Origin of the sequence: Flavobacterium sp. (assembly GCF_044368625.1) — a bacterium.
Classification (GTDB): Bacteria; Bacteroidota; Bacteroidia; order Flavobacteriales; family Flavobacteriaceae; genus Flavobacterium.
This window is the reverse complement of sequence record NZ_JBIPPD010000004.1, coordinates 18,739-36,294: the sequence shown is the minus strand read 5'-3', so window position 1 is coordinate 36,294 and position 17,556 is coordinate 18,739. Positions and strand designations below refer to the sequence as shown.

Annotated in this window: 14 protein-coding genes; 5 read left to right on the top strand and 9 right to left on the bottom strand. The window is 35.7% G+C overall.

Features of this window, described 5'->3' with window-relative positions:
• Window positions 1–182 precede the first annotated feature (182 nt).
• The 5 genes from ACIQ2X_RS00765 to ACIQ2X_RS00745 all read left to right on the top strand — a co-directional run bounded on the left by ACIQ2X_RS00765 (window position 183) and on the right by ACIQ2X_RS00745 (window position 8,801).
• Window positions 183–4,745 carry a fibronectin type III domain-containing protein gene (locus tag ACIQ2X_RS00765; RefSeq protein WP_396176964.1) on the top strand — a complete coding sequence of 1,521 codons (4,563 nt, stop codon included), beginning with the start codon at window positions 183–185 and terminating at the stop codon, window positions 4,743–4,745.
• Window positions 4,746–4,824: 79 nt separating this feature from the next.
• The gene (locus ACIQ2X_RS00760; RefSeq protein ID WP_396176963.1) at window positions 4,825–5,820 is read left to right on the top strand and encodes a glycosyltransferase; all 996 of its coding nucleotides are present in this window, start codon (window positions 4,825–4,827) and stop codon (window positions 5,818–5,820) included.
• Between the two features lie 5 nt (window positions 5,821–5,825).
• The gene (gene coaE, locus ACIQ2X_RS00755; RefSeq protein WP_396176962.1) at window positions 5,826–6,413 is read left to right on the top strand and encodes a dephospho-CoA kinase; all 588 of its coding nucleotides are present in this window, start codon (window positions 5,826–5,828) and stop codon (window positions 6,411–6,413) included.
• A gap of 69 nt (window positions 6,414–6,482) precedes the next feature.
• Window positions 6,483–8,069 (top strand): sensor histidine kinase, encoded by a 1,587-nt coding sequence (locus tag ACIQ2X_RS00750; RefSeq protein WP_396176961.1) that lies wholly within the window; start codon window positions 6,483–6,485, stop codon window positions 8,067–8,069.
• A gap of 3 nt (window positions 8,070–8,072) precedes the next feature.
• Window positions 8,073–8,801, top strand: a complete 729-nt coding sequence (locus tag ACIQ2X_RS00745; protein WP_396176960.1) for a response regulator transcription factor — start codon at window positions 8,073–8,075, stop codon at window positions 8,799–8,801.
• Window positions 8,802–8,831: 30 nt separating this feature from the next.
• On the opposite strand, the gene ACIQ2X_RS00740 is transcribed toward ACIQ2X_RS00745, so the two are convergent.
• The 9 genes from ACIQ2X_RS00740 to ACIQ2X_RS00700 form a co-directional block, all read right to left on the bottom strand.
• Window positions 8,832–9,569: an acyl-[acyl-carrier-protein] thioesterase gene (locus ACIQ2X_RS00740; protein WP_396176959.1), complete on the bottom strand. Its 738-nt coding sequence runs from the start codon at window positions 9,567–9,569 to the stop codon at window positions 8,832–8,834.
• Window positions 9,560–10,489 (bottom strand): tRNA (adenosine(37)-N6)-dimethylallyltransferase MiaA, encoded by a 930-nt coding sequence (gene miaA / locus ACIQ2X_RS00735; protein WP_396176958.1) that lies wholly within the window; start codon window positions 10,487–10,489, stop codon window positions 9,560–9,562. Before miaA ends, ACIQ2X_RS00740 begins: the two co-directional genes overlap by 10 nt.
• 3 nt (window positions 10,490–10,492) lie before the next feature.
• The gene (locus ACIQ2X_RS00730) at window positions 10,493–11,332 is read right to left on the bottom strand and encodes an ion transporter (RefSeq protein WP_396176957.1); all 840 of its coding nucleotides are present in this window, start codon (window positions 11,330–11,332) and stop codon (window positions 10,493–10,495) included.
• A 4-nt stretch (window positions 11,333–11,336) separates the two neighbouring features.
• Window positions 11,337–12,698, bottom strand: a complete 1,362-nt coding sequence (locus ACIQ2X_RS00725; protein WP_396176956.1) for an exonuclease domain-containing protein — start codon at window positions 12,696–12,698, stop codon at window positions 11,337–11,339.
• 149 nt (window positions 12,699–12,847) lie between these two features.
• The gene (locus ACIQ2X_RS00720) at window positions 12,848–13,024 is read right to left on the bottom strand and encodes a hypothetical protein (protein ID WP_396176965.1); all 177 of its coding nucleotides are present in this window, start codon (window positions 13,022–13,024) and stop codon (window positions 12,848–12,850) included.
• A gap of 181 nt (window positions 13,025–13,205) precedes the next feature.
• Window positions 13,206–13,865, bottom strand: coding sequence for a YggS family pyridoxal phosphate-dependent enzyme (locus tag ACIQ2X_RS00715; RefSeq protein WP_396176955.1), 660 nt, complete (start codon window positions 13,863–13,865; stop codon window positions 13,206–13,208).
• Between the two features lie 86 nt (window positions 13,866–13,951).
• Window positions 13,952–15,169, bottom strand: a complete 1,218-nt coding sequence (locus tag ACIQ2X_RS00710) for a DUF1015 domain-containing protein (protein WP_396176954.1) — start codon at window positions 15,167–15,169, stop codon at window positions 13,952–13,954.
• Window positions 15,170–15,543: 374 nt separating this feature from the next.
• The gene (locus ACIQ2X_RS00705; RefSeq protein ID WP_396176953.1) at window positions 15,544–16,431 is read right to left on the bottom strand and encodes a 3-hydroxyacyl-CoA dehydrogenase family protein; all 888 of its coding nucleotides are present in this window, start codon (window positions 16,429–16,431) and stop codon (window positions 15,544–15,546) included.
• 108 nt (window positions 16,432–16,539) lie between these two features.
• Window positions 16,540–17,508 (bottom strand): Gfo/Idh/MocA family protein, encoded by a 969-nt coding sequence (locus tag ACIQ2X_RS00700; protein WP_396176952.1) that lies wholly within the window; start codon window positions 17,506–17,508, stop codon window positions 16,540–16,542.
• Between the last annotated feature and the right edge of the window lie 48 nt (window positions 17,509–17,556).

Genomic DNA, 17,556 nt, shown 5'->3' with positions numbered 1-17,556 from the left:
TCGTAAACAACGCCAAGTGTAAATTTGAATTTTACTTTTCAATATTTATCATTTAATTTATTAAAAATATTACTAAGTCGCTAAAAGCTGTCGATTAGAACTAAAAATTAACACTTAAATTTATTGTGTCCGAAATATAAGTTATATTTTAGCGATATATTAACAATAACTAATTTTCAATTATGAAAAAAATTACTTTATCATTAGTCTTACTCCTGACCTTGGTCTTGAGTGGTTATGGACAAGTATCTTACGAGTACGGCTTTGAGCCTGATACTCCGCCTCTGGGAGGATGGACCGCCGTGGGCTTTTCAAGGCAAACTATTACACCATGTGTTGGGGCTGCCTCAGTAAGAGCTAACACGTTTAACGCCCCTAATTCAATAACTTCTCCTTCATTAGGCACTTCCAATGGTGGGGTTGTTACTTTTAGCTTTGATTATAAGCTTTTAAATTGGCCGGCCAATACAGTACCAACGCCAGCTAATCAGGTGTCTATCGTAGCAGAATGGTCTAATTCAGCAACTGGTCCATGGTTTCCAGTTGGTACAATTGATCAGTCGAATCACGAAGTTTCTACTACATGTGCTACTAAAACTTTTCAGTTCTCTCCAACGCCAGGAGCTTTATTTGTAAAAATCACAAGTATTGCTGTAAATGGTGTTGATGCTTATGTTTATTTCGATAATATTATTTTAAGTCAAGGTGCTGCGCCAACTTGTGTATCTCCAAGTGGACTCGCTGCTTCTGCAGTTGAAGCCAACTCAGCAACTTTAGGATGGACTGCACCAACGCCAGCTCCTTCTGCAGGATATGAATTTTATTATTCGGATGTAAATGCTGCACCTACAGCTGCTGGTACACCAAGCACTGGGGTTAGTGCAAATATCTCGGGATTAACACCGAACACTAATTATTATTTCTGGGTTCGTTCTCTATGCGGAACAGATTCAAGTGTGTGGTCAGGCCCTATTGTTTTTAGAACACTTTGTGTGCCTTTTGATGATTTTATAGAAAATTTTACCAGTACAACTGCTGCAACGGGTGTTGTGCCAAATTGTTGGACCAAAACAATTGTGTCAACAAATACTGGAGTAAATATATCTGTAGTAAGTAATACTGCAGCATCGGCGCCAAATGCGATCTTTATGACCAATTCGAGTGATGCTACAGCAGAAATATTGTTGGCTTCTCCAGCGTTAACTGCTATTGGTGCCAACACGCATCGTATGAAATTTAAAGCGCGTGGTGGAACAGCCGGACAATTATTAATTGTGGGTACAATGAGTGATGCTACAAATGCAGCTACTTTCACACCGCTACAAACCATTACTTTAGGTACCACGTATACTACTTATAACGTTTCTTTAAATACAAGTACTACCGATGGACACGTGGCATTTAAACATGGTTTAGGTGGAACATTTCGTTCGGTTTATTTAGATGATGTGGAATGGGAGCCTATCCCAACTACAGTTCCTGGTTGTATTGAGGATATGAATGCTGTAATAAATGAAGGTTGTGGAAATTCTGCTACAACATTTACATGGGCAGCTGTTCCTGGAGCTGACGGTTATACTGTTTCGATTGGAACTGCTCCAAATGGAGGTGGTTTGGTAGTGAATAATGTAAATATTTTTAGTGTTTTAAATTATTCATTTGTAGGAAACTCTGGTACAACTTATTATTACACTGTAAGACCTTATAATGCACTTGGAGCTGCTGTAAACTGTTTTGAAGATTCATTTACCACGTTTGACGATGGATGTTATTGCATCAGTGTACCTACATCTAATGATGGGGCAGGAGTGACAAATGTTCAAATAAACGACACAAACTTTCCGGTAACCGATGTAACTTATGCTAACCTAATCGAAAATGGTGCAGTAGAAATTACACAAGGAGTTAATACAATAATGAATGTGACGCTTGCAACGGGCTTTTCTTATGCCACCAACGTTTGGATCGATTTTAACAATAACTATACTTTCGAACCATCGGAATTGGTATTTACAGGACCAGAAGGACCAAATACAATTCCTACAGTAGTTAATACATCATTTGTTACACCTTTAACTGCTTCAATTGGAGAGCATAGAATGCGAATTGTAACAACAGACGCATTTCAAAATCCAGCCAATCCATGTTATGGTGGGTCGTATGGTGTTACAATCGACTTATTGGTAGATGTGGTAGCTGCACCAGCGTGTTTACCACCATCTGCGAGTTCAGTAAGTAATATTACTGCCAATGGCGCTACACTTAACTGGGTTTCTGCAGGTAACTTGTTTAATGTAGAAGTAATGTTTGCAGGTGAGCCACAAGGTTCTGGAACTATCACTTCAGGAATCACAGGTTTAACTACAACTTTGTCAGGATTAGACGCTCAAGCAAATTATGCTTATTATATTCAAAGAAATTGTGGGAATGGAAGCTTAAGTCCGTGGACAGGTCCATTTACTTTTAGAACTGCATGTAATCCATTTGAAGAATTTACAGAAAATTTTACAACAGATGTAACTATTCCAGCTCCTGAGTGTTGGTATACTTTAAAAACTACAGCAGATCAGTTTGCTAGAGTTCAGGTTTCATCTTTTGCTGATAACGTTGAGATGTTTAATTCCAATGATGCAGCAGCAGCACTTTATTTAATTACACCAGCATTGACAGATTTGCCTTTGAATTTACACCGTGTGAAATTTAAAGCGTATTCATTTACTGCAGGCGTTTCATTACAAGTAGGTACAATGAGTGACCCTACTAATGCAAGTACATTTACAGTTGTACAAACCATCCCGATGACTAATGCTTTTGCTAATTATTCAGTTGCATTTGTTAATTCAACCACTAATGCTCACGTAGCGTTTAAATTTGTTGGAACAGGGACGATTCAGTATTTATATATTGATGATGTGGTATGGGGAGTTGCTCCAACTTGTCCAGATATTAATGTCGTTACGTTTGTGGGCGCTACTCCCAACACAGCAAATATTACATGGACACCAGGTGGTGCAGAAACAGCATGGCAATATGCTTACGGATTGGCTACTTTAGAGAATCCTGATGGTTTAGTGCCAGTGGATGTAGCTACAACTCCAGCTGCAACAATTCCAGGTTTGGCTCCAAGTACAACTTACAAAGTTTGGGTTAGAGCGGCTTGCGGAAGCGAATTTGGAATTTGGTCGCCTGCAACAACTTTTACTACAGCTTGCGTTCCTGTCAACACATTCCCATGGACAGAAGGATTTGAAGGGACTGCTGGAACAGCATTTCCAGTTTGTTGGTCTGAAGAGAATGGGGATTGGGTTACTGCTAATCAAGCAAGTAGTTCGAATTACGTTACAGCTCGAACAGGTTCTCGATTTTTGAGAAATTCATGGTCAGCTGCTAACGAGTACATGTGGACTCCAGGATTTCAATTGACTGCAGGTGTAAGTTATGACTTAAGTTTCTACATGCAAGCAGATGGATTTACAGGATGGACTGTTGGAGTATTCCAAAATACAGCCCAAAATAGTGTAGGAGCTACTCAATTGGGTACAACAATCACTGCCTCTGGTACAGGAGCTTATGCCATCCAACCTTATGCATTGGTAAGTAATACAATTGTTCCAACTACAACTGGGACTTACTATTTCGCAGTAAGAGTAAACCAACCTTCTGGTAGTCCATGGTATATTGCTTTTGATGATTTTAGATTGGAACCAACACCAACTTGTCTCGCACCATTAGCACCAACAGTTGCCAACATAACTATTACTTCAGCTACTGCTAACTGGACTGCAACAACTCCAGCACCAGCTAATGGTTATGATTACTTTATAACTAGCGATTTAACGCTTACTCCTAACGCAACTACAATTCCAACAGGTACAGTTGCTGCTGGAATTACAGCTGCTGAATTGATGGGTTTATCAGGTTCAACTACTTATAAGGTATTTGTAAGAGCGATTTGTGGAGCTACAGATAATAGTTCCTGGTCTGATGCGGTTATGTTTACAACTGATTGCGTAAATGCAGTAATGCCTTATACAATTAATTTTGAAAACGCAACAGTTCCTGCTTTACCATCTTGTACTTACTTGCAAAATGCTGGTTCAGGTAACAATTGGAGAACGGCAAACAGCCCTGGGTATGGTTTTACTTCTAAAGTATTAAACTACCCATATAGTGTTGCAAATGCTGCTAATGCATGGTTTTTTACAAATACAATGACTTTAGAGGCTGGAACTACATACAGTGTTTCTTATGAATACGGAAATGATTTCACTTTTTTCACAGAAAGTTTGAAAGTGGCTTACGGTACAACAGCGAATGCTACTTCTATGACTACTGAGATTGCAAATCATCCAACCATCAATCAAGCGACTTTACAGAGTAATACAGCTACATTTACTCCAACGGTAAGTGGTGATTATGTAATAGGATTTCAAGCATATTCAATTGCGAATCAAAACCAATTGTATTTGGATAATATCGTAATGCAAGTTGATTTGTCAAATGTAGATTTCGATACTAATTCTTTCTCTGCTTATCCAAACCCTGTGAAAGATGTACTTAACTTGAATTTTACTCAGAATATTTCTCAGGTTGCCGTTTATAATTTATTAGGACAAAAAGTCTTAGCAATGGACATGAATGCAACTAAAGGTCAAGTAGATATGTCTAACTTAGCAACTGGAACTTACTTGGTAAAAGTAAATACAGAAAATGCAGTGAAAACACTCAAAGTGATCAAACAATAAAATTTAAAATTTATTGATTTTTTTAAGCCACCTTCGGGTGGCTTTTTTTTTAAGCTTATATTTGTTAAAATTTTAAAACATGTTTTTTTCAATAATTATTCCTGTTTACAATCGTCCGGATGAGATTAGCGAACTATTAAGTAGTTTAGTGTTGCTCAATTATTATAAAAATTTCGAGGTAGTAATTGTAGAAGATGGTTCGTCTTTGCCTTGTGATAAAGTAATTGCATCCTTCCATTCCAAACTTGAAATCAGTTACTATTCCAAAACCAACTCAGGTCCTGGTGATTCACGAAATTTTGGAATGCAAAAAGCAAAAGGCGATTACCTTATCATTTTTGATTCCGATTGTATTATTCCTCCTAATTATTTAACGGAAGTGGATCACGCACTTAACTTGAAATTTGCAGATTGTTTCGGCGGTCCAGACAAGGCATTAGACAGTTTCTCGGATGTTCAAAAAGCAATAAATTTTGCTATGACTTCATTTATTACAACAGGAGGAATTCGGGGAGGTTCAGAGGCTATTGACAAATTTCAACCCCGAAGTTTTAATATGGGTATTTCTAAAAAAGCATTTGAAGCAACTGGCGGTTTTGGAAAAATTCATCCAGGAGAAGACCCCGATTTGTCCATTCGATTGTGGGAACTAGGTTTTGAAACTGTTCTGCTTCCAGAAGCTTATGTCTATCACAAAAGGAGAATCGACTGGTCAAAATTTTACAAGCAAGTCAATAAATTCGGAAAAGCAAGACCTATTTTGAATCATTGGCATCCCAAATATTCAAAAATCACGTACTTTTTTCCCAGCTTTTTTTTGATAGGAATAGTGTTGGCTGTTGTAACTGCTTTTTTAAACAGTTACATCCTAACTTTTATATTCACAATTTACTTCGAATTGCTTTTTATTGTTGCACTATTGCAAACCAAAAGTTTTAAAATTGGATTACTTGCTGTTTTCGCAACACTTATACAATTTTTTGGTTATGGAATTGGCTTTTTAAAATCCTTTTTCCTAATCCAAATTTTAAAAAAGCAACCTCAAAAAGCATTTCCTGAACTTTTTTTTAAGTAATAAACATGACCAAAATTATTGGATTAACAGGTGGAATTGGCAGCGGAAAAACAACTGTTGCAAATATGTTTCACGATTTAGGTGTCCCCGTTTACATTGCGGATGTTCAGGCAAAAAAAGTTACCAATTATCCCGAAACGTTACAAAAAATTCAAGATCAGTTTGGAACAAATATGGTGTTAAATGGCACTTTGAATCGTGCTGCAATGGCAAATGTAGTATTTAATAATCCGGAAAAATTAAGCCAACTAAATGCTATTATTCATCCTCTGGTAGCCAAAGATTTTGCAGCTTGGATTGAGAAAAATAAAAAGGAAAGGTTTGTTATCAAGGAAACCGCTATCTTATTCGAAACCAACAATCATCTAACTTGTGATTTTGTAATTACGGTAACGGCACCTATTGAAATTAGAATAAAAAGGGTGTTGGAACGTGATCAAACTACGTTTGAAGAAGTGAGAAACCGAATCAATAGTCAGTGGACTGATGAACAAAGAGTAGCTTTAAGTGATTTTGTAATTCAAAATGATCATCTTTCTGAAACAATGGAGCAAGTTAGAAAGGTTTACCAAAAAATGGTCGAAAAATTATAAATATAACTAGATGTTAATGTTTGGTTAATGTGTTCAGTCGGGAAATGTTAAAATGTTAAATTTGTTGATATGAATAAATTGTTGTTTCGTTTATTGGTTTTTTTGATGAGCCTATCGCTGATAGGAATTATTCTAGTGCAGCTGTATTTGATTAATACCTCATTTAAAAACAATGAAGAACAATTTAAGTATCATGTAAAGCAAGTTATTGGAAATGTTGCTGATAATTTTAAAGAGCAAGAAGTGTATAGTTTGCTCAATCAGTACAACATTCTAAAAGAAACAAAAGGTAAAAAGCCCACAAAAACAGAGCTTTTGGATTTTGTTTTAGTACAAAAAAATAGGACAACTAATAAAACAATCATCTATTCTAACAGTATTCTTTCCGAAGATTACAATGTTAATTTATCGTTCTTTGACAAGAAAATGGATTCCGTAAACAAGGTGACCAACTTTGTTTCGAACAGTAAAACAGAAGTTTATTCCGGCGAAGGAACCGATAATGCTAACATTCAATTAAATCCAACTCCAGAAATGACTATCAAAAAGTCGGGGCGAATGGACATGTTAGACAAAGTGCAAATTCAGATGTTTTTTGATGGAATTACTGAAACAAAGTCTTTAAAAGAAAGAGTTTCTGTTAACTCATTGCAAAAAGCTTTAAAAAAGGAATTAAAACTGTACGACGTAAATACCCCATTTGAATTTGGAATTTATGAAAATGGTTTGGCAACAAAAGTAAAATCTTCCGAATTTAAGTTTGATAAAAATGCCACTTTTGCTATTCCCTTTTTAACAAATAGTGATGGAAAAAGTGACTATCAATTGTTGGTTAGCTTTCCAGAAAAGAAAAAATTTCTTTTCTCCGAATTGATAGGAATTACAACCTTATCAATCATTTTTACGTTAATAATAATAATAGCTTATACGAGTGCTCTAAATCAGTTAATCAAACAACGTCAAATTTCTGAAATCAAAACAGATTTTATCAATAATATGACGCACGAATTTAAAACGCCGATTGCTACCATAAACTTAGCTTTGGACGCTATAAAAAGCCCTAAAGTTATTGATGATCGTGAAAAAACAACGCGTTATTTACAAATGATACGTGATGAAAACAAACGAATGCATGCACAAGTTGAAAATGTATTGCGGATTTCCAAACTTGAAAAGAGAGAACTGGAAATTAATAAAGAGTCGATGGATATCCATGAAATTGTTGAAGAAGCTATAGAGCATGTGAATTTAATTATAGAAGATCGAGAAGGTACTATTACCACACATTTCAAAGCCACACGAACCAGCGTTTTACTCAACGACGTCCATTTTACGAACGTAATAGTAAATGTTTTAGATAATGCTATAAAATATTCGCCAGAAAAACCAATTATCGATGTGATTACTGAAAATGTAAAAGATTTTGTAATAATAAAAGTAAAAGACCACGGACAAGGAATGAGCAAAGTGGCACAAAAACGGATTTTTGAAAAATTTTATCGAGAACATACCGGAGATATCCATAATGTAAAAGGACATGGTTTGGGCTTAGCGTATGTAAAACGAATTATAGAAGACCATAATGGTCAAATTGCTGTTGAAAGTGAAAAAGGTAAAGGAAGTACCTTTATTATAAAATTACCCCTAATAAATTAAGTTATGGAAAACGAAAACAAAAAAATTCTTCTTGTGGAAGACGATCCGAACTTCGGAGCGATACTTAAAGATTATTTAATACTAAATGACTTCGATGTCACTTTAGCGAAAAATGGTATGGAAGGTTTTGAAAAGTTCAAAAAAGACACCTTTGATTTGTGTATTTTGGACGTGATGATGCCGTACAAAGACGGATATACGCTTGCAAAAGAAATCCGCGAAAAAAACAAAGAAGTGCCTATTATTTTCTTAACCGCTAAATCAATGAAAGACGATGTCTTGAAAGGATATAAAGTAGGAGCGGACGATTATTTGAATAAGCCTTTTGATTCAGAAGTGCTTTTGATGAAAATTAAGGCCATTATTCAACGTAAATCTTCTGAAGTTAAGGCAGATGCAACCAAATTTGAATTTATTATTGGTAATTTCCATTTGAATTCAAAATTGCGTTTCTTGACTTACAAAGATACCGAGCCTATCAAACTTTCGCCAAAAGAGAATGAATTGTTGAAAATGCTTGCCGTTTACGAAAATGATTTGATGCCAAGAGAACTTGCATTAACTAAAATTTGGAGAGACGACAATTACTTTACTTCACGAAGTATGGACGTTTATATTGCCAAATTAAGAAAGTATTTGAAACTTGATGATGAAGTCGAAATTTTAAACATACACGGAGAAGGTTTCCGTTTAGTGGTTAAAAATAAGCCTGTTGCTCCAGAAGCAGAATAATATGAAACTCCGAGAAATCGGAGTTTTTTTTTAGATTTTGAATTCGAGCGAAAAGCAGTTTCTGGTATCTTTTAAAATCGAAAAATACGTAGTGTTGTCTACCATTGAAGAGTGTAGTTCCACTTGGTCTCCCAAAAGTAACTCATTCAAGAAGTTCATTTCTAGGCTTTTAAAACCTTGATGCAGCAATATCGCGGGTGAAACAAAATCCAAACACCATTCGAGGTATTTGACATTATTGACGTGATTGACAACGTCTAAATCCGAAAACACAACGCTATGGGTTCCAACTTTTGACAGATCCAGAGGAATTCGGATTCTTTTTACGCGATCAATTGTACTTCGTTTTTCAGGAAATTTTTCGCAGTGCTCGTGTGCCAAATGTAAATTTTCAGGCCTTCTCAATTTGGTATTCAAAACAACCCATAAGGTTTCGCAAGAAATTATTTTTTGTTCTCCTCGGTACACTTCCAACGCACGAATGGATTGAGCGTTTTCAATAGAAACAATCCAAGTTTTAATCGATATTTGTTCGTGCCATTTGGGTAAATCGTCTATTTCAATCCGCATCCTGCTCAAAACCCACGCTTGATCTTTCTCCTGCATGTCCGAAAAACTAATACCACCCAAATCGGCATGTTCTGCAGCGGTCAATTGCAATAAATTGCACAAGTCGGTGTAATTTAAAGCGCCATTTGGAGCGCATTGTGAAAAATTGATGTCCCAAATTTTTTCATATATGGATGTAAATCTTGGATCTATTGGCATTTTCGTGAATGAATTAGGTCAACTATTTCTTTTGAGTTCATTTGATAATCAAACCATTCTACATTTTCAGTTCGCTTAAACCAAGTCAATTGGCGTTTGGCAAAATTTCGCGTGTTTTTCTTAATCTCTTCAATGGCTTTATCTAGGGGTATTTTTCCGTCAAAATAGTCAAATAATTCGCGGTAACCCACAGTTTGTAAAGCATTCAAATGTTTATGGGCAAATAATTTCTGAGCTTCTTCTATAAGCCCTTGTTGGATCATGACATCCACTCGGTTATTTATTCTTCCGTACAATACTTCGCGATCCGCTTCTAATCCAATGATAATTGGAGTAAAGTTTCGTTTTGCTTTTTCTTGATTCAAAAAGGAAGAATAAGGTTTTCCAGTTCCTAATCCTACTTCTACAAAACGCATTAATCGTTGCGGATTTTGCAAAGTTTGCGGATTGGTTTCTTGTAGAAATTGATAATATGCAGGATCTGTTTCTTGAAATTGATTTTGTAAATAAAGCAAGCCTCCTGAATTGTATTTTTCTTGTAGGGTAAATCGAATCTCAGAATCAATATCTGGAAAAGCATCAAAACCTTTTAAAACTGCATTTACATAAAGTCCTGAACCTCCCACTAAAACGGCAAAGTCGCTCGTTTCAAACAAGGCATCTAATTTGGTAACGGCTTCTTTTTCATAATCGCCAACGGAATAATTTTCAAAAATAGATTTATTTTGAATGAAATGGTGCTTCGCCGATGCCAATTCTGTTTCTGACGGAACGGCGGTTCCGATGCTCATTTCTTTAAAAAACTGTCGAGAATCACACGAAATAATTTCAGATTGAAAAGCCTCGGCAATTTTTATGCTCAAAGCTGTCTTGCCAATAGCGGTGGGACCTACAACAACAATTAAATATTTTTTAATCATAACTTAAGTCAATTTGGTACCGCATTTGGAACAATATCTTGCATCATCCGCAAGAGGTTGAGAATTACAGTTGGGGCAATTTGGCGCAAAAAGTTTACGCTTATTCTTGCTATTGGCAATCTGTGCCGTTACAATTCCTGTAGGAACGGCAATAATTCCGTAACCTAAAATCATAATAAAAGAAGCGATGAATTTTCCGAGTGTCGTGATAGGGGCGATATCGCCGTAACCAACGGTTGTGAGGGTTACAATACACCAATAAATGCTGGTAGGAATACTTGTAAAACCACTTTCGGGACTTTCCACAACGTACATTACGGCACCTAAAAGCACAGAAATAATGCAAACAAAATAGACAAATACCGTAATCTTGGTACGACTTGCATTTAGGGCTAGCTTTAATTCAGTGGCTTGACCGGTAAAATTTCCCAGATTTAAGATTCGAAATAACCGCAACAACCGCAGTGCCCGAACAACGGATAGAATTTTAGTATTTGGAATAAAAAACGATAAATACATGGGTAAAATGGAGATAAGATCGATTAGTCCGTAAAAACTAAAAATATATTGAAGCGGTTTTCGGGTAGAGATAATCCGCAAAAAATATTCGAATGTAAAGAAAATAGTAATGACCCACTCGGCAACGATCAAAATATCATGAAACCTCTTGTCAATATTTTCGACCGTTTCCAGCAACACAAGCATCACACTCAGTAAGATGATAAAAAGTAAAACAAGATCAAATAATTTTCCAGCAGGTGTATTGACACCGTGAATTATAATGTTAATTCGCTGTCTCAGTATGTCGAAAGCGTTTTTATTTATATTTTTTGTTTTTACCATTCTATTAAAAATAAATCACTTTTGCGTGGTTTTTTTTGCGTAAATAGCTTAAAATAATGTTTTTAGAGTCGCGGTCTTCGGGTAATGAAGTTAAAATATTTTTTAAAATTTCGACATTCGTAATTTGGTAGTTCAAGTTAAAAAATGCAAAACCTTTGAAAACACCATTTTCTATAAGAACAGCACTTTTTTCATCCACCGCTCGACCGCGTTCGATAACTATCATGTTTTGATTCTGGTATTCATTATTGTCAAGAAAATCTTGCACTCTTGAATTATACAATTCGGCCGATTCTTCAAAAATACAAGCGCCATTGCATTGCTTTATTTGATAGGGAAAACAACTGTTTTTTACTTTGTCCATTTTATTTATTTTCTGGCAAAGGGTGTATTTATCAGTTATTTTGTATAATGCACTTTGGGCTTCGGTTTCTGTTCCGAACGAAGTAATTTCTTTTTTTCTAAAATCGGTTTTTCGAATAAATAGCGATAAGTATCCGTCTGCATTTTTTTCGTAATATAATGAATAGGGAAAAATATTCCTTCGCATGGCTCGATTCAAAACCGGACGATTGATTTTTATTTCGGCATTTTCCTTCAATAAAGCAATCAGTTCTGTGCCTGTTTCTTCGTAACTCACATCAAAAACTTCTGTCTGAATTTTTTTGCACTTTTTGGTTGTTCCCGCAAAATGTTGGTTGACGCGTTTTTTCATATTACGGCTTTTACCAATGTAAAGTAACGAACCGTCTTCTTTGTGGATGTAATAAATTCCAGTTGTAGAGGGAACTCGTTCCACAATTTCCTTCAATTTTGGCGATAAGCCTTTTTCAACTTCTGTTTTGATGTAACTTTTAACAATTTCTTTCTCGTGGTCTTTTGCCAATAAAAGTTTGAATAATTTAACGGTTGCCAAAGCATCTCCCGAAGCACGATGTCTGTCGGCCATTGGAATTCCAAGCACTCGAACCAGTTTTCCTAAACTATACGATGGTTGTTCGGGAATCAATTTTTTTGATAATTCTACGGTACAAATATTGGGAATTTCAAAATTATATCCCAATCGTGAAAATTCTGTTCGTAGAATTCGGTAATCAAAATGCGCATTATGAGCTACTAAAATAGTGTCTTGCGTGATTTCGATAATGCGTTTAGCGACTTCATAAAATTTTGGTGCCGTTTGAAGCATTGCATTATTTATTCCGGTAAGGTTTACTACAAAAGGCTGAATGGGTTTTTCCGGATTGACCAAACTTACAAATTGATCAACAATTTCGTGTCCGTCAAATTTGTAGATCGCAATTTCGGTAATTCCTTCCTCGTTAAATGCTCCTCCAGTGGTTTCTATGTCAAGTATTGTGTACAAATTGTAATTTCAATTTCAATTGCAAATAGCAATATCAATTTTAAAAATAGTCAATAAAAACATTTAATTTGACTAAAATTAATTTTGTTATGGTTTCTGCTTGTTAATAATCATTTTAGAAGTAATCGCAATAAGTTCCTCAACTTCAGTCAACAACTATATTCTAATTTCATCATCTCCTGCTTTTTGTAATTTAATATTTTAAGCGAATTTCGCGATTCTTTCAATTCCTTGACACCTAACGAAACTTTAAAAATAAAATCTTCATATGAAATGGAATCCTGAGCTTCACCAAAATTTAACGATGCACTTCCTGAAGAACGAATTAATTGATTTTTTAATATTCTAATTCGAATGTCTTTTCCAATTTTCTAACAAAAAATGTTGACGCTCTAGCAAATCTAACTAATCTATCTTCAAGATTGTAAATTTTTTCAAAATTTGGTTCATTTAAATCCATTATATTAGGTTGTACTTTTTTTTGTTGAATTTAAATTTGATATTGTTTTATTTCCTTCTCCCAAATATACTACTTCCAATCCTAACCATCGAGCTTCCGCATTCAATTGCGAGTGGATAATCGCCCGACATTCCCATAGAAAGAGTTGTTAGTTGGGAGTTATTAGTTTGGAGTTTGTCAAAAATCGATTTCAAATGCAGAAATTCTTTTTGAATTTGGCTTTGATTTTCGGTAAAAGTTGCCATTCCCATCAAACCAATAATTCGGATATTTCTGAAGTTATTCTTGTCATGCTGAACTTGTTTCAGCATCTCATTTAATTCGTTTTCATCTAAACCAAATTTTGTTTCTTCTTCGGCGATATGCATTTGCAAAAGACAATCAATTACTCGATTATTTTTTTTTGCTTGTTTGTCAATTTCCTGTAAGAGTTTTAATGAATCTACCCCGTGAATTAAGTCGACAAAAGGGGCCATAAATTTAACTTTATTTGTTTGAACGTGACCAATCATGTGCCACTGAATGTCCTTGGGCATTTGTTCAAACTTCTCGGCCATTTCTTGAATTTTGTTCTCACCAAAAATCCGTTGGCCTGCTTCATACGCTTCCATTAAATCCGAAACGGGTTTAGTTTTTGAAACGGCAACTAATGTTACGTTTTCTGGAAGTGAATTCTTAATCTTATGTAAATTTTCTTTTAGGGACATTTTTTGGTTTTTACTGGAAAAAGATTTAAGAAATTAGAATAATTTAAAAAGTTTCTAAAATCGGTGTTCCACAATGATTATTTTATTTATAATTCATACACTACAAGACCACTTCTAAATTTAGGGTCGATGTAAGTGCTTTTTGGAGGCATAATCAGGTTGTTATTTGCTAATTCTTTTATTTCAGAAATAGCTGTTGGAAAAAGCATAAAACCAATTTCGAATTCGCCTTCGTCAATCACTTCTTTTATAGTAGTAATGGATTGTTTTCCAGGAATATAATCGATTCGTTCGTCGTTTCTTAAATCTTCAATTCCTAAAATCGGATTCAAAACTTTTTCGTATAAAATTTGCGCATCAAGTCGCTCTAAAACAGATGTAAAGCTGTGCTCGTCTTTTAAAGTTAACGAATAAAATTCGCCGTCGAGATACATTCCGAATTCGAATTTTTTTGTTGGTTTCCACAATTCCTGCTCTTTGTTTTTGATCCAAAAATGTTCTGTTAACAGGGCTAAAAAATCATCTTTAGAATGACTGTTTAAATCTCTTATTATCCGATTGTACTCGTAGATTTTTACATTATTTTCGGCGATAAGGAAACTCATGAAATAATTTAAATTTTCATTTCCACTATTTTTATCTTCTTGGTAAAGCAGCTCTGCCGAAGCCGATCGGTGGTGTCCATCGGCGATATATAGATTCGTAATACCTTCAAATTTTTCTTGCAACCATGCGATTTCTTCTGGAGCGTCAATTTTCCAAAGTTGGTGTTTTTCGCGTCTAGTGGTAGAAAATTCATACAAACATTCGGTTTGTTTTTTAGCTAAAATCCATGCAGAAAGTTCGGCATTTTCGGGATAAGTGATTAATACAGGTTCGGTATTAAATCTGGTTTGATGTAGATAATCTTTAAACAATTCGACGCGGTATTGCAAGGTGTCTTCGTGTTTTTTGATTACATTATTTCGGTAGTCATCGAGTGTTGTTCCGGCTATAATTCCTGTAAAGGTTTGGCTTTTGGTTTCAATTTCATAAATAAAGAAAACCGGTTGTTCTTCTTTTATAAAAATGTGTTCCTCTTTGAAGTCCTTATATTTTTGGGCAACCAATTTAAACCGTTTTTCTAATCCTACTTTTTGCTGATTAACGTAAGCGGGATTTAAAACGTGCAAAAAAGAAAAAGGATTAAAGTCCAATTGCGATGCTAATTCGGCTGGCGAATATTCGTCGTAAGAACGGGATGTGACCAAGCTGACTTTGTCTCGAGTGGGACGAATGGCTTTAAAGGGAATTATTTTTGCCAAAATGGGTTGTTTAAAGTTTGATGTTTCAGATTTTATAGTTTCTCGCAAAGTTTTTAAAGCTTTGTAAGGATGGATTAGAGTTGTATGTTTATTATCAAGCTTCCGAAAACGTGTACGTGTTGTAGAGAAACTACTTTATTTATAAAAAAGACTTTTATTTAAAAACTTTTAAAGATCCTAAGTGATTATTCCGAAGTTTCGGAAGAAGCCTAAAGATTTCATCGTAGCCCCGATTGGAAGGAAAATCCTCCCGATTTTTCATCGGGAGATTTGGAAGGAAAGCGGGAAAATGGTTTAAAAAAATTCCCGAACGTTTGGCTCCAAAAATAATTTATCTTCTACATACCTCTTGGGTTTTGAAAACCTTATACGAGTTAGGCAAATTGTCGGGCTACTTTGTCCGCTTTTTTGCTTTGAGAGTAATCGTAGAATCCTTCGCCTGATTTGACCCCTAATTTTCCTGCACGAACCATATTTACCAATAACGGACAAGGTGCATATTTTGGGTTTTTGAATCCATCGTACATGACATTCAAAATCGCGAGACAAACGTCAAGCCCAATAAAATCGGCCAATTGCAATGGTCCCATCGGATGTGCCATTCCCAGTTTCATCACCGTATCTATTTCATAAACTCCGGCAACGCCGTTATACAAAGTTTCAATGGATTCGTTGATCATGGGCATCAAAATTCGGTTGGCCACAAAACCGGGATAATCGTTGACTTCGGTTGGTGTTTTGCCTAATTTTATGGATAAATCCATGATAATTTGCGTTACTTCGTCGGATGTATTGTAACCACGAATGATTTCGACCAGCTTCATGATGGGCACCGGATTCATAAAATGCATGCCGATAACGCGCTCTGGATGCGAAACAACAGCGCCAATTTGCGTGATCGAAATGGAGGAGGTGTTGGTGGCCAAAATTGTGTTGTGCGAACAAGCTTCGTTTAATTGTTTGAAAATGTTGAGCTTTAAATCTACATTTTCGGTTGCCGCTTCAACCACTAAATCTACACCAACAACGCCGTCTTTAATGTCGGTGTAGGTGATGATGTTGCTGATGGTTTTTAATTTGTCGGACTCAGAGATAGTTCCTTTGGAAACCATTCGGTCCAGATTCCCGGCAATGGTACCCATTGCTTTGTCTAACGTCTCTTCGGATCGATCGATTAATTTTACCGTAAAACCGCTTTGTGCAAATGTATGTGCGATTCCGTTGCCCATTGTTCCGGCTCCTATAACTGCTATGTTTTTCATTGTTTTATTTTAGTTTCAAGTTTCAAGTTTAGCTTCGCTCCGTTCGGCTTCGCCTCGGGTCAAGTTTCAGGTTTCAGGTTTCGAATTAACTAGAAACCTGAAACTAAATTATTTTATTTTCATCGCCTCAATAATTGCATACGCCACTCTCAAAGCTTCTGTTCCGTCCTCCAAAGTTACAATTGGCGTGGTATTATTGACAATAGCGTCTGCAAAAGTTTCGAGTTCATCTAAAATTGCATTATTACTCTCTACGTCTGGGTTGTCAAAATAAATTTGTTTTTTTACGCCTTCGGCATTTTGCAAAATCATGTCAAAATCGCCAGGAACTTCGGGAGCGTCTTTCATTTTGACCACTTCGCATTTTTTTTCCAAAAAATCGACGGAGATGTAGGCATCTTTCTGGAAAAATCGAGACTTTCTCATGTTTTTTAATGAAATTCGGCTGGAAGTTAAGTTAGCCACACAGCCGTTTTCAAATTCAATTCGGGCATTTGCAATATCTGGAGTGTCCGAAATTACGGATACGCCACTGGCATGAATGTTTTTTACTTTCGATTTCACCACACTCAAGATGGCATCAATATCGTGAATCATTAAATCCAAAACCACAGGAACATCGGTGCCACGTGGATTAAATTCGGCCAGTCGGTGTGTTTCGATAAACATCGGATTTTCAATTGCATTTTTTACCGATTTGAACGCTGGATTAAATCGTTCGACATGACCTACTTGCCCTTTTACATTATATGCTTTTGCTAATGCAATGATTTCCTCTGCTTCTTCAACCGTATTAGATATCGGTTTTTCAAGGAAAACATGTTTGCCTGATTTTATGGCTACTTTCGCACACTTGTAATGTGAAAGTGTGGGAGTTACAATATCTACTACATCAACAGCATGTATCAATTTAGCAATCGTATCAAATTTTGTATAGCCAAATTCTTTAGCGACTTTTTCAGCATTTTCTTGATTTGGGTCGTAAAATCCCACCAATTCATACTTTTCAGATTGTTGTAGTAAACGCAAATGAATTTTTCCTAAGTGACCGGCACCTAAAACGCCAACTTTTATCATAAAAATCTAATTTGTACAAAAATATGATTAATTGTTTAAACAATAAAG